Origin of the sequence: Escherichia sp. E2562 (assembly GCF_005781075.1) — a bacterium.
Taxonomy (GTDB): Bacteria; Pseudomonadota; Gammaproteobacteria; order Enterobacterales; family Enterobacteriaceae; genus Escherichia.
Genome location: NZ_VATM01000002.1, coordinates 306,201 through 321,578, shown reverse-complemented (window position 1 = coordinate 321,578; position 15,378 = coordinate 306,201). Strand labels below are relative to the sequence as shown.

16 protein-coding genes are annotated in these 15,378 nt (G+C 53.0%); 3 read left to right on the top strand and 13 right to left on the bottom strand.

Annotated elements, in window-relative coordinates; genetic code table 11:
• Positions 1 to 80: 80 nt before the first annotated feature.
• The gene (gene tpx, locus FEK43_RS03360) at positions 81 to 587 is read left to right on the top strand and encodes a thiol peroxidase (RefSeq protein WP_064527317.1); all 507 of its coding nucleotides are present in this window, start codon (positions 81 to 83) and stop codon (positions 585 to 587) included.
• A gap of 44 nt (positions 588 to 631) precedes the next feature.
• On the opposite strand, the gene tyrR is transcribed toward tpx, so the two are convergent.
• The 8 genes from tyrR to pspA form a co-directional block, all read right to left on the bottom strand.
• Positions 632 to 2,173 (bottom strand): transcriptional regulator TyrR, encoded by a 1,542-nt coding sequence (gene tyrR, locus FEK43_RS03355; RefSeq protein ID WP_130208787.1) that lies wholly within the window; start codon positions 2,171 to 2,173, stop codon positions 632 to 634.
• Between the two features lie 146 nt (positions 2,174 to 2,319).
• Complete coding sequence (locus FEK43_RS03350) at positions 2,320 to 3,381, bottom strand: YcjF family protein (RefSeq protein ID WP_130208789.1); 1,062 nt, start codon at positions 3,379 to 3,381, stop codon at positions 2,320 to 2,322.
• Entirely contained in the window at positions 3,378 to 4,775 is a 1,398-nt protein-coding gene (locus tag FEK43_RS03345; protein ID WP_135406507.1) for a YcjX family protein, read from the bottom strand. The genes FEK43_RS03350 and FEK43_RS03345 overlap by 4 nt, the downstream gene beginning before the upstream one ends.
• 118 nt (positions 4,776 to 4,893) lie before the next feature.
• Positions 4,894 to 5,208 carry a thiosulfate sulfurtransferase PspE gene (pspE, locus tag FEK43_RS03340; protein WP_135406505.1) on the bottom strand — a complete coding sequence of 105 codons (315 nt, stop codon included), beginning with the start codon at positions 5,206 to 5,208 and terminating at the stop codon, positions 4,894 to 4,896.
• Positions 5,209 to 5,282: 74 nt separating this feature from the next.
• A complete protein-coding gene (gene pspD, locus FEK43_RS03335; protein WP_096839698.1) occupies positions 5,283 to 5,504 on the bottom strand; it encodes a phage shock protein PspD in 222 nt (73 codons plus the stop codon).
• Positions 5,505 to 5,512: 8 nt separating this feature from the next.
• The gene (gene pspC / locus FEK43_RS03330; protein WP_130208793.1) at positions 5,513 to 5,872 is read right to left on the bottom strand and encodes an envelope stress response membrane protein PspC; all 360 of its coding nucleotides are present in this window, start codon (positions 5,870 to 5,872) and stop codon (positions 5,513 to 5,515) included.
• Positions 5,872 to 6,096 (bottom strand): envelope stress response membrane protein PspB, encoded by a 225-nt coding sequence (gene pspB, locus FEK43_RS03325; RefSeq protein WP_001274965.1) that lies wholly within the window; start codon positions 6,094 to 6,096, stop codon positions 5,872 to 5,874. Before pspB ends, pspC begins: the two co-directional genes overlap by 1 nt.
• A 53-nt stretch (positions 6,097 to 6,149) precedes the next feature.
• Positions 6,150 to 6,818: a phage shock protein PspA gene (gene pspA / locus FEK43_RS03320; RefSeq protein WP_000511019.1), complete on the bottom strand. Its 669-nt coding sequence runs from the start codon at positions 6,816 to 6,818 to the stop codon at positions 6,150 to 6,152.
• A gap of 166 nt (positions 6,819 to 6,984) precedes the next feature.
• On the opposite strand from pspA, the gene pspF reads away from it, so the two are divergent.
• Entirely contained in the window at positions 6,985 to 7,962 is a 978-nt protein-coding gene (gene pspF, locus FEK43_RS03315; RefSeq protein ID WP_001602351.1) for a phage shock protein operon transcriptional activator, read from the top strand.
• Positions 7,963 to 8,093: 131 nt separating this feature from the next.
• Here the strand turns inward: pspF and puuE are convergent, their stop codons facing one another.
• The 5 genes from puuE to puuD form a co-directional block, all read right to left on the bottom strand.
• The gene (puuE, locus tag FEK43_RS03310; protein WP_135406503.1) at positions 8,094 to 9,359 is read right to left on the bottom strand and encodes a 4-aminobutyrate transaminase; all 1,266 of its coding nucleotides are present in this window, start codon (positions 9,357 to 9,359) and stop codon (positions 8,094 to 8,096) included.
• A 37-nt stretch (positions 9,360 to 9,396) separates the two neighbouring features.
• Positions 9,397 to 10,677, bottom strand: coding sequence for a gamma-glutamylputrescine oxidase (puuB, locus tag FEK43_RS03305; protein WP_135406501.1), 1,281 nt, complete (start codon positions 10,675 to 10,677; stop codon positions 9,397 to 9,399).
• 1 nt (position 10,678) lies between these two features.
• On the bottom strand, positions 10,679 to 12,166 hold the full coding sequence (puuC, locus tag FEK43_RS03300; protein ID WP_135406498.1) for an aldehyde dehydrogenase PuuC: 1,488 nt from the start codon (positions 12,164 to 12,166) through the stop codon (positions 10,679 to 10,681).
• A gap of 164 nt (positions 12,167 to 12,330) precedes the next feature.
• Complete coding sequence (puuR, locus tag FEK43_RS03295; RefSeq protein ID WP_001278727.1) at positions 12,331 to 12,888, bottom strand: HTH-type transcriptional regulator PuuR; 558 nt, start codon at positions 12,886 to 12,888, stop codon at positions 12,331 to 12,333.
• Between the two features lie 25 nt (positions 12,889 to 12,913).
• On the bottom strand, positions 12,914 to 13,678 hold the full coding sequence (gene puuD, locus FEK43_RS03290) for a gamma-glutamyl-gamma-aminobutyrate hydrolase (protein ID WP_135406496.1): 765 nt from the start codon (positions 13,676 to 13,678) through the stop codon (positions 12,914 to 12,916).
• A 211-nt stretch (positions 13,679 to 13,889) separates the two neighbouring features.
• Here puuD and puuA point away from each other — a divergent pair, with 211 nt between their 5' ends.
• Positions 13,890 to 15,308: a glutamate-putrescine ligase gene (gene puuA / locus FEK43_RS03285; RefSeq protein ID WP_130208805.1), complete on the top strand. Its 1,419-nt coding sequence runs from the start codon at positions 13,890 to 13,892 to the stop codon at positions 15,306 to 15,308.
• The last annotated feature ends 70 nt before the right edge of the window (positions 15,309 to 15,378 follow it).

Genomic DNA, 15,378 nt, shown 5'->3' with positions numbered 1-15,378 from the left:
GCAAATAGCGATTGCTGTGTTATTGACAGTTAGCATAAACTAGGCGTGACGTTAACTATATGTAAACAGGAAAGATAATCATGTCACAAATCGTTCATTTCCAGGGCAACCCGGTTACAGTCGCCAATTCCATCCCGCAAGCGGGTAGCAAAGCGCAGACTTTTACTCTCGTGGCAAAAGATCTGTCTGACGTCACCCTCGGTCAGTTTGCGGGCAAACGCAAAGTGCTGAACATTTTCCCGAGCATTGATACCGGTGTTTGCGCCGCATCAGTACGTAAGTTTAACCAACTGGCAACCGAAATCGACAACACGGTTGTGCTGTGCATCTCCGCCGATCTGCCGTTTGCTCAGTCTCGTTTCTGCGGCGCGGAAGGTCTGAACAACGTTATCACTCTCTCCACTTTCCGTAACGCTGAATTCCTGCAAGCTTACGGCGTTGAGATCGCTGAAGGCCCACTGAAAGGTCTGGCGGCTCGTGCGGTTGTCGTTATTGATGAAAATGATAATGTGATCTTCAGTCAGTTGGTCAATGAAATCACCACTGAGCCGGATTACGAAGCAGCTCTCGCGGTACTGAAAGCGTAAATTATTATGCCTGATGGTATTGCGCCATCAGGCATTTATCCCACTTATTCTTCGCTCTTCTTCTGACTCAATCCATATTCCCGCAATTTATTGGCAATCGCGGTGTGTGAAACGCCCAAACGTTTTGCCAGTTTGCGCGTACTGGGGTAATTGCGATAAAGCTGGGTTAATACCGAACGTTCAAAACGGCTGGTGATTTCGTCCAGCGAACCTTCCATAGCATCTTCACCAACGGCCACAGTTGCAGCGTCATAATCTGGCAGCAAAATATCCTGCGGACGCAGTTCATAACCTTCCAGTTGCGTCAGTGCGCGGTAAATGGCGTTTTTCAACTGCCGCACGTTACCCGGCCATGCATAACGTGTAAGCACGGTATTCAGGTCAGCGGCCAGTTTCGGACGCGGCACTCCCTGCTCGTCAGCAAATCGGGCAACAAATAGCTCGGTTAACGGCATGATGTCCTGCGGACAGTCCCGCAGCGGCGGCAGATTTAACGTCAGCACGTTCAAACGATAATAGAGATCTTCGCGGAACATGCCTTTTTGCACCAGCTCGACCAGATTCTTCTGCGTCGCGCAAATTACCCGCACATCCACATGCACTTCGTGGTCTTCCCCAACGCGACGGAAAGTGCCATCGTTGAGAAAACGCAATAATTTTGCCTGCATTCGCGGCGACATCTCGCCAATCTCATCCAGCAAAACCGAGCCGCCGTTCGCCTGTTCGAAGAATCCTTTTTTCCCCTCTGGCGCATGTCCGAACAGTTCACTCTCTACAGCATCTTCTGGAATAGAAGCACAGTTCAGCGCCAGATAAGGTTTGCTCGCACGAGGGCTTGCCTGATGGCAAGCGTAAGCAAAGAGATCTTTACCCGTGCCGGTATCACCCGTGATCAGCAGCGGCGCGCTTAACATTGCTAACTTTTGCGCCTGCTCTACCGCATGCTTCATTTTAGGACTGATGGCGACAATCTGACTGAAAGCGCTGACATCCTGGGCAGCCACATTTTGCAACTGACGGCCCATACGGATTGTTGAGCGCAGCATCACTACCGCACCGGTCAGGACATGTTGGTCGTTTTCATCCTGAAGATAGACAGGCGTTATCTCCATCAGGAAATTTTGTCCATTAATCACTACATGTTCGTTATGTGAATCTTGCGGGTCGCTCTCAAGCCAACGTAAAAAATTAAATCCGTTAATCAATTGCGCAGCGGTATGATTGCGTAAGCGATCCAGTTTTTGCCCGAATAGCTGACAGCTCGCCGGGTTTGCCATGTCCACCTTGCTTTTCATATCGACAGAAAGCACGGGTTCAGGCAGTGCTTCAAGCAATGCGCTCAACGCCTGATGTTCTCGCTCGGAAGGCATCCACGGCACAGTGCGCACATCGGTAACGCCCGCGATACGGCGTATTTCCGCCATCAAACTGCTGAAACTGTCAAAATCCAGTTCGGCAAAATTCAGGTAAATCCGCCCGATTGGGTCAATCTCAATACCGCGTAAATCGATGCCTCTTAGCACCAGTAGGTCGAGCAATTCGCGGGTCAGACCGAGTCGGTCTTCACAAAAGACTTCCAGACGCATGGGAACCTTCACATGAAAAAGAACAATAAATATGATGATATGACACTATTCGAGTAGCAGGAAGGTTTCTGTCAACAAACATTGACACAACGATGGATAAACGGGCACTTCGGCGTAAAGGTATCCGATCAGTGCCCGAAAGTGCACTATTTTTCGCCGGACGTTTTGCTCTTTTGTAACGTCTCTTTTACCTGACCGATGAGCTGACGACGGAAATCACCCAAACGTGGTTTGTCATTGTCAATCCACGGCAGCGGGCGGCAAAGTTCCATAGCTTTGATCCCCAGTCGTGCGGTCAGTAACCCGGCACCTATTCCCTGAGCGGCGCGAGTAGACAAGCGCGCGGCGAGATCCTGCGACATCCAGTCCATCCCCACTTCACGTACCAGTTCGCTGGCACCCGCGAAAGCGATATTCAGCAAGACCAGTTTAAACAGGCGCAGGCGGCTGTAATACCCCAGTTCAATGCCATACAGCGTGGCGATGCGATTAATCAGGCGCAAATTACGCCAGGCGATGAAGGCCATATCCACCAGCGCCAGCGGGCTGACCGCAATCATCAACGTCGACTCCGCCGCTGATCGGCTGATTTCGCGCCGCGCCTGGGCATCTAAAACCGGCTGGACCAGGTGAGCATACAAACTAACCACTTCACGATCGTTCTGCGTTTCATGGATTGAGGCATACCAGCGCTGCAGCGCCGGATGAGACTGATCAATACCCGCCTGCTGCGCCAGTTTTTCGCAAAATGCGCGGCCTTTACCCGTGCCGTGGCTGTGCAACAAATCGCGTGCTTCGTCGCGTTCGTGTGCACGCTGGCGCAAGCGCCATAAGCGCCGCCATTCTGTTACCACAGAACCCACGCCAGCGCCGATTATCAATGCCCCAGCGGCACAACCGCCCAGCGCCACCCAGTCCTGAGTTTGCCAGGCGTTCATCGTCCACTGCACACCCTGACCAACAACGCTTGCGCCAAACAGCGCCAGCCCGCCCATCACCATTTTGCGCCACAGACTGCGTTTCGGACGTAACGCTGCATCCATTACCGCTTCGACTTGCCCCTCTTCTTCCTGTGCTTCTTCGAGCGTTGCCGGGGCAAAATTTTGCGCCTGATTTTCGTCAAAGGTCTGCTGCGCCCTGAATTTTGGATTCTGATCGACCTCCAGCGGACCGTCGAAATCAATACGTGGTTTTAACGGTTCGGTCATCGCAATTTATCTCCTATTAAAAATTCCAGCGCAGCATCAAGACGAATATGCGGCAGCGGTTTATCGACATCCATCACCTGCGGACGAAACGCTTCAAACTGGAAGCCTTGCTTATCCCAGAACGCCTGACCGGGCAAACGTGCGGGAACTTCGCCAGGATAAACAGTGAGCGGTGCGCCATCGCTGAGTCGATTACCGCGCAGCGCCGGGATTTTCTCACCGTTAACATCAATAATGCCGCTGGTGGTCGCCTGAACTGACGCTAGCCCCAGGCAGTCCATGCTGATCCCTTCGAACGCCGCATTTTGCCAGGCATCCTGAATCAGTTGTTGCAGTAATGAAACCATATTGGCGTGCTGATCGATGGTCACATGGTCCGCTTTAGTAGCAGCAAACAACAGTTTGTCGATTACCGGCGAGAACAAGCGCCGGAACAGGGTACGCTGCCCGTAGTGGAAACTTTGCATCAGCTGCGTCAGCGCCAGACGCATATCATTAAATGCCTGTGGCCCACTGTTGAGAGGTTGCAGGCAATCCACCAGCACAATCTGGCGGTCAAAGCGCAGAAAATGATTCTTATAGAACCCTTTCACCACCTTCTCACAGTAATAATTAAACCGCTCGCGCAGCATTCCGGCGTTGGTGTGTTTATCGGCCTGCGCCAGTTTGGACTCGCCCCAGGCATCGACATCAGGCCACGGGAAGAATTGCAGCGCGGGCGCTCCTGCCATATCGCCAGGCAAAACAAAGCGCCCTGGCTGAATAAAGTGCAGCCCCTGCTGTTTACACTGGTGGAGATAATCGGTCCACGCGGCGGCAATATCCGCCAGTCGGTTTTCGTCGGCAGGCGCTAACGGATCCAGCCCTTCGCTCATCATTCGCCATTTCGCCGACCATTCGCCGCGCTGACCATTGAGTAAACCCGTCATCTGCCGCGACCAACTTAAGTAATCCTGCGCCAGCATCGGCAGGTCGAGCAGCCATTCGCCAGGATAATCCACAATCTCCAGATACAGCGTGGAGGTGTCTTTGAAGTGACGCAGCAGTGAATCATTCGATTTAAAACGTAGCGCCAGGCGGATTTCACTGACGCCGCGCGTTGGCGTCGGCCAGGCGGGAGGATCGCCATATAACTGCGCCAGCCCTTCATCATAGGTGAAGCGCGGAATACCAAAGTCACGCTGGGGAATGCGTTTTACGCCCAGCAGGCGCTCTTCACGCACCGCGCATAATAGCGGCAAGCGTGCTCCGGCATGAATATTGAGCAACTGATTCACCATCGCGGTGATAAACGCTGTTTTGCCGCTGCGGCTAAGTCCGGTTACAGCGAGGCGCAGATGTCTGTCGACACCCCGATTCACCAGCGCATTAAGTTCATTTTTAAGTCGCTTCATTGCTGTCCTGTGCCAGAAAGCCGTAGAAAGGATTAGATACTGGAGATAATAATGTGGGTTAATTTTGATTTATCAAATGAATAAGCGGCGTTATTTACACCGCTCAGGCAATAATTTGTTAACCTTTGACCTTCGGCATTTCGATGTCTTTCAGTCCACCGACGTTCTCAACGTGGGTATATCCCATCTCGTTGAGGATCTCTTTTGCCTGCCCGGACTGGCGTCCGGCGTTGCAATACACTTTCACGGTGTCGTTTTTATCCGGAACGGCGGTGGCTATGCGCTCTTTCACTTCCTTTAGGGGAATATTGATGGCCCCCTGAACGTGCTCTTGCTGATACTGCTCTGGAACACGAACATCTATCCAGTGTTCAACGGCGAAAACAGGCAGTGAAAACACCAGAGTCAGAGCAAGTAAGCCTTTTTTAAACATATAAATATCCTTCTATGGATGAAAATTGCCATCCATTATACGCCTGAGATCTAACAATTTTTGCGGAACTCCCCTCACCTTTTATAACGCTGCGCCAGTTTATTGGCAGCCCGACTTAATAGCGGTTCCAGCGCCACAGCCAGCAACATTTTCAGCGGTCGGCGAGCAACTGATTTTATCGCCCAACCAGCCACACCCGCCGGGCCATAGCGCAGTGCGGTAAGAAGTACCAGCTTGCCTGCTAATTTGAAACCAGGCTTCATCTTTTGCCCGGCCTGTTGCCAGCGAGTATTCATAACTTTCCTCACAGTTGACGGAAACGGCTACGTAGCGTGAAGGTGTCGGAAGTGACATAACGTTCCATCTCGCGTAAACGCGTTTCACTGGCCGCCAGTTCACGGTCGACTTCATCCAGCAATTCGCTGCTGGAAGGTTGTTGTTCACCAAACGCCATGTTGTCAGGCATCGGGTCAAGCGCAAATGACAAAATGATGTAAGCAACCAGGGTAAACAGCGCCAGGCCGAAGAAAATCGACAGCACCACCAGAATACGTACCAGTTTTACCGGTACATCAAAATAGTTAGCAATCCCGGCACAGACCCCGCGTACCATGCCCTGTTGTGGAATGCGCCATAATTTTTTATTGAGATTAATACCCGCCATTAGCGATCCCTCCAGTTCGGATGTTCAGCATCAAGAATGGATTCCAGCGCCTGAATACGCTCGCGCATCCGTTTTGCTTCATCAGCCAGTTGCGCTAATCGCTGTTGTTCGCTTTGCGAAAGCTCTCCACGACTGGAGCGGTTGCTGTAATGCAGCCATAACCAAATCGGTAAAACAAACAGCACAAAGATGGTTAACGGAATAGCCAGAAATAGCGCGCTCATAAGGACTCCTTAAGGGATGAGCGGCGGCGTGTTCGGACGCCGCCTGGATGTTATTATTGATTGTCTTGCTTCATTTTGGCTTTTAATTGTGCCAGTTGCTCGCTGATTGCATCATCAGCTTTCAGCTCGGCAAACTGATCATCCAGCGATTTTTGTTTGCCGAAACTGTGGCTTTCCGCTTCTGCTTCCATCTGGTCGATACGGCGCTCGAAAGATTCGAAACGGGCCATCGCTTCATCCAGTTTGCCACTGTCCAACTGACGACGCACATCGCGCGACGAGTTTGCGGCCTGATGACGCAACATCAATGCCTGCTGGCGAGCACGAGTTTCGCTCAATTTGTTTTCCAGCTCGCCAATCTCTTTCTTCATACGCACCAGCGTATCGTCCACCAGCGTCACTTCATGTTCCAGGGACTTAATCAGATCGGTCAGTTTCTGTTTTTCAATTAACGCCGCACGCGCCAGGTCTTCTCTATCTTTCAGCAGTGCCAGTTCGGCTTTTTCCTGCCACTCAACTTCACGCGCCGACGCTTGTTCAATACGGCGAGTCAGCTGTTTCTTTTCCGCCAGCGCACGTGCCGAAGTAGAACGCACTTCAACCAGCGTGTCTTCCATTTCCTGGATCATCAGACGCACCAGTTTCTGCGGATCTTCCGCTTTCTCTAACAGAGCGTTGATGTTGGCATTCACGATGTCGGCAAAGCGAGAAAAAATACCCATAATGTTGTCCTCTTGATTTCTTCGTTCAGGATTGTCCTGCTGAACTGTTAATACAATTTGCGTGCCAATTTTTTATCTTTTTGATTTATAAAGATCTGATTGAAGAATCAACAGCAACATGCCAGGATGAATTAGCGAATTACACTAACAAGTGGCGAATTTCATCATGGCAGAATACAAAGATAACTTACTCGGTGAGGCGAACAGCTTTCTCGAAGTTTTAGAGCAGGTTTCGCATCTCGCACCGCTGGACAAACCGGTGCTCATCATCGGCGAGCGCGGAACAGGTAAAGAGCTGATCGCCAGCCGTCTGCATTATCTCTCCTCTCGTTGGCAAGGGCCGTTTATTTCCCTTAACTGCGCGGCGTTAAATGAAAATCTGCTGGATTCCGAACTATTTGGTCACGAAGCGGGGGCGTTTACCGGTGCGCAAAAACGTCATCCAGGGAGATTTGAACGTGCCGACGGCGGTACGCTATTTCTTGATGAACTCGCTACAGCACCGATGATGGTGCAGGAAAAATTATTGCGCGTGATTGAGTATGGTGAACTGGAGCGCGTTGGCGGCAGCCAGCCATTGCAGGTGAATGTGCGGTTGGTATGCGCGACGAATGCCGATCTTCCGGCGATGGTCAATGAAGGTACTTTTCGCGCTGACCTGCTCGACCGGCTGGCTTTTGATGTTGTGCAACTGCCACCACTGCGCGAACGCGAAAGCGACATTATGTTGATGGCAGAACATTTTGCCATCCAGATGTGTCGGGAAATCAAACTGCCTCTGTTCCCGGGTTTTACCGAGCGCGCCAGAGAAACGTTGCTGAATTATCGCTGGCCGGGAAATATTCGTGAATTGAAAAACGTGGTGGAACGTTCGGTGTATCGCCACGGCACCAGCGATTATCCGCTTGATGACATCATTATTGATCCCTTTAAACGGCGTCCACCTGAAGAAGCCATCGCCGTTTCAGAAACCACCTCGCTTCCGACGCTGCCGCTGGATTTACGTGAGTTTCAGATGCAGCAGGAAAAAGAGTTGCTGCAACTCAGTTTGCAACAGGGGAAATATAACCAGAAACGCGCAGCTGAATTGCTGGGATTAACCTATCATCAGTTCCGCGCGTTGTTGAAAAAGCACCAGATTTAGCGAAGTTGGGCAATACAACTTGCCGGATACGGCGTGAACGCCTTATTCGGCCTACATAATCAATACGTCATTTGTAGGCCTGATAAGCGCGGCGCATCAGGCATTATTGCGTTGGCCTTCGCTTCTGCGTATTAATCTCTCAGCGCATCCTGCAAAATTTTCATTGCCGCATCGAATTGCGCATCCGGGATGGTCAGCGGATACAGGAAACGAATCACGTTGCCGTATGCGCCACAGGTCAGGAGTAGCAGCCCCTGCGCCAGCGCACGTTGCTGGATTTTCTGCGCAATCTCCGCTGACGGTTCGCCCGTTTGCGGATCGTTAAACTCTGCTGCAATCATCGACCCCAGACCACGTACTGCCGCGATCGCCGGAACGTTTTCTTTGGCCTCAATAAGCGTGTTTGTCAGGCGCTGGCCCAGTTGATTCGCGCGTTCGCAAAGTGATTCTTTGTCGATAATGTTGAGCACCGCGTGCGCGGCAGCCACCGCCAGCGGGTTCCCGGCGTAGGTACCGCCAAGCCCGCCCGGCGCGGGGGCGTCCATAATATTCGCGTTACCGACCACGCCTGAAAGCGGCATACCGCCCGCCAGGCTTTTCGCCATCGTCATTAAATCCGGCTTATCGGCGTAATGATCCATGGCAAACAATTTACCTGTACGCGCAAAACCGCTTTGCACTTCATCGGCAATCATCACGATGCCGTGTTCGTCGCACAAGCGGCGAATGGCAGAAACCAGCTCTTTTGGCGCCACGTTGAAGCCGCCCTCGCCCTGCACCGGTTCGAAAATAATCGCCGCCACCTGCTTCGCTTCAATGTCCGATTTAAACAAGCGTTCGATGGCGTCAAGGGAATCTTGCGTCGAAATGCCATGCAGTTCTGACGGATACGGCACGTGATACACCGAACCGGGGAACGGGCCGAAGCCAATTTTGTACGGCGCGACCTTTCCAGTTAACGCCATGGTCATAAACGTACGACCGTGGAAGCCGCCGCTAAACGCAATCACGCCAGGGCGTCCGGTATGGGCGCGGGCGATTTTCACCGCGTTCTCAACCGCTTCTGCGCCGGTGGTGAAGAACGCGGTTTTAGCCTGCCCGCTCACCGGGGCCAGGGCGTTGATTTTCTCCGCCAGGGTGACGTAGCTTTCGTATGGCACGATCTGATACGCCGTGTGGGTAAACTGTTGCAGTTGCTGTTCCACTGCCGCCACCAGTTCAGGATGGCGATGTCCGGTGTTCAGCACCGCGATGCCTGCGGCGAAATCGATATATTCGTTGCCTTCAACATCCTTCAGCGTGGCATTTTCAGCCGACTGGGCGAAGAAGTTACACATCACGCCAACCCCGCGCGGAGTGGCAGAAAGACGACGCTGATGGAATTCATTGTTGCTCATGTTTCACACCTTTTGACTCTTCACGGTTAATCGGAAATTAAACGCCCAGACGATCGCGCAGGCTGTAATAAGCCGCGCCCATCGCGGTAAACGGCACGCGCAGCGTGCGCCCGCCGGGGAACGGGTAATGCGGGAGATTGGCGAAGGCGTCGAAACGTTCGGCGTCACCGCGCAGCAGTTCGGCAATCAAACGCCCAGCGAGATGGGTACAGGTCACGCCGTGGCCGCTGTAGCCCTGCATGTAATAAATGTTGGTATCAAGGCGACCGAACTGCGGCATCCGTGAAAGGGTCAGCAGGAAGTTGCCCGTCCAGCGGTAATCAATTTTCACGCCCTTCAGCTGCGGGAAGGTTTTCAGCAGTTTCGGCACCACAAGACGCTCAACGTCATCCGGGGCGCGCGCGCCGTACACCACACCGCCGCCGTACAGCAGGCGGTTGTCGGCGGTAAGACGGTAGTAATCAAGCAGATAATTACAGTCTTCAACGCAGTAGTTTTTCGGGATCAGCGAACGGGCTAACTCATCGGAAAGCCGTTCGGTAGTGATCACCTGCGTGCCGCACGGCATACTGCGTTTCGCCAGTTCCGGCTCCACTTTATCGCCCAGGTACGCATTCCCGGCGACAATCACATACTTCGCCGTCACCTGGCCTTTGGCAGTGCGCACCACGGCGGGCGTAGTGTGCTGGATCTGCGTCACCGCAGAGAGCTCATACACGCGCCCACCGTTCAGGCGGATGGCGTCCGCTTCGCCAATGGCGAGGTTCAACGGGTGGATATGCCCGCCACTGTGATCCAGCAGCGCGCCGGTGTAGCGATCGCTGGCCACTTCGCGGCGAATGGCGTTGGCGTCCAGCATCTCCAGCTGTTTATTACCGTAGCGTTCCCAGTTCTCTTTCTGCTCTTCGAGCGTGGCGAGCTGTTTATCATTCATCGCTACAAACAGGCCGCCGGGGCGGTAGTCGCAGTCAATCTGATAACGTTTGATGCGCTCGCGGATGATTTCTCCACCCTCAAACATCATGCTGCCAAGCATACGGGCGGTGTCCATGCCGTAGCTTTTTTCGATAACGTCGATGTCGCGGCTGTAGGAGTTCACAAGCTGCCCGCCGTTGCGCCCGCTGGCGCCAAAGCCGATACGTGAGGCTTCGAGAACCACCACGTCAAAGCCCGCTTCTGCCAGATGCAGCGCGGAAGACAGCCCGGTATAGCCGCCACCGACCACGCAAACGTCGCAGGAAATCGACTCATTCAGCGTGTCGAATTGCGCGTATTGATTCGCACTGGCGGCGTAGTAACTGCTGGTATGTTCGGTCATTTCAGGCCTCCAGGCTTATCCAGATGGTTTTCAGTTCGGTGAATTTTTCAAGGGCATGCAGGGATTTATCGCGACCATTGCCGCTCTGCTTATAGCCGCCAAACGGCACGGTCATATCGCCGTCGTTGTAGTTATTGACGAAGACGGAACCAGCTTTCAGGCGGCGGCTCATGCGGTGCGCACGGGAGAGATCGCGCGTCCATACCGCCGCGCCGAGCCCGTACTGGCTGTCATTAGCAAGCTGTAGCGCCTGCTCTTCTGATGTGAAACGCGTGACCACCAGCACCGGGCCGAAAATCTCTTCGCGACTTAAGGACGCATTCGGGTCCACATCCACAAAGATGGTCGGGCCGATGGCCGCTGCCAGTTCGGCGTTGCGTCCATCCAGCAGCAGTTGCCCTTTGCCTTCGCCTTCACGAATAAAGCTATGCACCGAGTCGGCGTGAGCGCTGTCGATTAAGGTGCCCATGGTGGTCGCGGGATCAAGCGGGTGGCCCGGCTGCCAGTTTTGCGCCTGCTGTTTTAACAGGGCTAAGAATTCATCGGCGATGCTCTCTTCCAGCAACAAACGCGTTCCAGCGATGCACACCTGGCCCTGGTTGTAGAAGATACCTGCGGCTGTTGCGCTCGCGGCTTTTTGCAGATCCGGGCAGTCAGCGAAAACGATGTTGGCGCTTTTGCCGCCCGCTTCCAGCCAGACGCGTTTCATGTTGCTGTCGCCAGCATCTTTCAGCAGCTGTTTCCCGGTGCGGGTTGAACCAGTAAAGGCAATGGCGTCGATATCGTTATGACGCGACAGCGCCTGCCCCGCTTCATGACCAAACCCCGTCACCACGTTCAGCACGCCATCCGGCAGACCTGCTTCTTTCGCCAGCCCCGCGAGACGAATCGCACTGAGCGGTGATTTTTCAGATGGTTTTAGAATCACGCTGTTCCCTGCCGCCAGCGCTGGGCCAAGCTTCCAGCAAGTCAGCAGCAGCGGAAAGTTCCACGGTACAATGGCAGCAATCACGCCGACCGGTTCACGCACGATCATCGCCAGCTCATGGCTACTGGTGGTCGCCACTTCGCCATACACTTTGTCGATCGCTTCGGCGTACCAGCGAATGGCGCGCGCCGCGCCGGGAATATCATCACGCAGGCTGTGACGAATCGGTTTGCCGGTGTCGAGAGTTTCCAGCAGTGCCAGCTCTTCGGCGTTGACTTCCATTAAATCGGCGAGTTTATTCAGCACCGCTTTACGTTTTGCCGGGGCGGCCTGCGACCAGTCGCCGCGTTCAAATACGCCGCGTGCTGCGCTCACCGCACGGTCGATATCGGCGCTCTTGCCGCGCGCGATATTCGCCAGCGGTGCCTGGGTGACCGGATCAACGGTTTCAAAGGTTTCATTTTCCGCCGCAGCGGTATATTCACCGTTAATAAATAAGCGGGTTTCAATGGCGAGACTTAACGCTTTATCCTGCCAGTAAGCCAGATGATGAAAATTCATTATGACTCCTGTTTCACGTCTATCAGATATATGCAGTTTGTGAACGTCAGGGCGCAGAGATCCCCGGGCGATGAGCCCGTTTATTTCCGGCGACATTCTTTATAGATTGCCTTTATAGCTAGCCGGGTGGCGTTTCGCTTACCCGGCCTACAAAAGCAAAAAGATTAAAACGTGGTGGGCGTATGGGCGCTGATAATTCGGCAAATGCCTGCCGACGTATTACTGAAACTGTGCGGGATGCCGGTATTAATGGCATAACTTTGCCCCGCGACGAGGTGGTAATCCTGACCATTAATCGTCAGAACAATTTCACCTTCCAGTACAGTGCCTATTTCCTCACCCTGATGCTTAATTCTTTCCCCAGTGGTTGTGCCCGGCTGGTACGTTTCAAAGATCATCGCCAGCGTGCGATTCGGGTTACCGTTATGCACCAGCTTCATCGACACACCCTGACTGCCCATTTCAATTAAGTCGTCCTGATTAATGACGACCTGCGGTTCATCAGGTTTTTCCGGCTCGGAAAAGAATTCCGAAAGTGACAGACCATACACCTTCAGTAGCTTTTGCAGCGTACTGATGGCAGGGCTGACTTTATCTTGTTCTATCGTACTGATAGCACTGTGAGTCAGCCCGGAGAGTTCGGCGGCACGACGTTGTGAAAGCCCCTGCTGCTGGCGGATTTCTGACAAGCGTTTTCCTGGCGCCAGTCCCTCATCACTCATATTTGCATTTCCTTAACTGTAGTGGTCAGAGTCGCTGTTTTTCAGCGATATGGTTCTGACAAGCGGTGATAAAGCCCTCGAACAATATACGCGAAAGCGCGTACTCGCTACTGTTCCATTCCGGGTGCCACTGTACGCCCAGCGCGAAAGGATGATTGATGACGCTCACCGCCTCAACCAGGCCATCCGGCGAGCGAGCTTCAACACGCAACTGCGGGCTAACGACCTTCGCCCCTTGTCCATGCAGAGAGTTTACCCAAAAGTTGCTACATTCAGGTAACAATGCAGACAGTAATCCCCCCTCTTCAACCTGAACTTCGTGCGACGGCGCATATTGCTGCTCCACCGGTAGTTCGGGATCTTCACGATGTTCCAGCAATTCAGGCTGTTCGCACAGTTTGCGATGCAACGACCCACCGGTTGCTACCACCAGTTCCTGTAACCCCCGGCAGATGGCGAAAATGGGGATGCGCCTTTCGAGTGCGGCATTAATTAACGCCATGCTCAGAAGATCACGCCCGGGATCGGCGTCAGGCTCATCGCCGTTTTCACCATATAGGTGCGGCTGCACATTGCTGGGACTACCTGGAAGATAAATGCCATCGAGTTTCGGCAGCAGTTCTTCAAGTAATGACGGTTCCGCCAGCGCATGTGGCAGCGCAATCGGTAAACCGCCCGCGTGGACGATGGCATTCAGATACTTTTCTTGCAGAGTCTGGGTCGTATGACCCTTAAGCCTGTTCCTGCACATTACGACACCGACAACCGGATTGTTCATTATATTTTCCATGCTCAATCTCACAAAGTGGACTAAATTATCGCCATTACTGCGGTTTAAATGACCTTTATGTTCAATATTTTTTCAATCTAGCAGTGGGTTTTCATTTTTGCAAACTCAATTTAACATTTGACAAACATTTAGTTTGCATACAGATTCGAATGGTGGTCATTATATTTTACGCTTTGCTAACGAGCGGAAAACAAACCAAAGGCGAAGAATCATGGAAACCAATATCGTTGAAGTAGAGAACTTTGTTCAGCAGTCAGAAGAGAGGCGGGGTAGCGCCTTTACGCAGGAAGTGAAACGCTACCTGGAGCGCTACCCGAATACACAATATGTTGATGTTTTACTTACTGATTTGAATGGTTGCTTCCGTGGGAAACGCATTCCAGTTTCAAGTCTGCAGAAGCTGGAAAAAGGGTGTTACTTCCCGGCCTCGGTGTTTGCAATGGATATTCTGGGCAATGTAGTAGAAGAAGCGGGCCTGGGTCAGGAAATGGGTGAACCAGATCGTACTTGTGTGCCAATACTCGGTACCTTAACCCCTTCTGCTGCCGATCCAGAGTTTATCGGTCAGATACTCCTGACCATGGTCGATGAAGATGGCGCTCCCTTTGACGTTGAGCCGCGGAACGTACTTAACCGCCTGTGGCAGCAGCTACGCCAGCGCGGATTGTTCCCGGTTGTAGCGGTAGAGCTGGAGTTCTATTTACTGGATCGCCAGCGCGACGCTGAAGGGTATCTGCAACCACCCTGCGCGCCCGGCACCGATGACCGCAATACACAAAGTCAGGTTTACTCGGTTGATAACCTCAACCACTTCGCCGATGTGCTCAATGATATTGATGAACTGGCGCAGTTACAGTTAATTCCCGCCGACGGTGCGGTCGCCGAAGCCTCGCCAGGCCAGTTTGAAATCAACCTTTACCATACCGATAACGTGCTGGAAGCCTGCGATGATGCGCTGGCGCTAAAACGCCTGGTGCGCCTGATGGCAGAAAAGCATAAGATGCACGCCACTTTTATGGCGAAGCCGTATGAAGAGCACGCGGGCAGCGGGATGCATATCCATATCAGTATGCAAAATAATCGTGGCGAGAACGTGCTTTCTGACGCAGAAGGCGAAGATTCGCCGCTGCTGAAAAAGATGCTCGCCGGGATGATCGACCTGATGCCGTCATCAATGGCGCTGCTGGCGCCGAACGTGAATTCCTATCGCCGCTTCCAGCCAGGCATGTATGTGCCAACGCAGGCGTCGTGGGGCCATAACAACCGCACCGTCGCCCTGCGTATTCCGTGCGGCGATCGTCATAACCACCGCGTGGAATATCGCGTGGCAGGTGCCGATGCCAACCCATATCTGGTGATGGCAGCGATTTTTGCCGGTATTTTGCATGGCCTTGATAACGAACTGCCGTTGCAGGAAGAAGTAGAAGGCAACGGGCTGGAGCAGGAAGGCTTACCCTTCCCGATTCGCCAGAGCGATGCCCTGTGGGAGTTTATCGAGAACGATCATTTGCGCCGCTATTTAGGTGAGCGTTTTTGCCATGTGTATCACGCCTGTAAAAATGATGAGTTGTTGCAGTTTGAGCGCCTCATCACAGAAACAGAAATTGAGTGGATGTTGAAAAACGCATAGTACCCCTTGCGGGGTTGTTTCATCGGCCTGAGCGGAGCCAGGCCTGACATTTGCTGGTAATCCAGACATT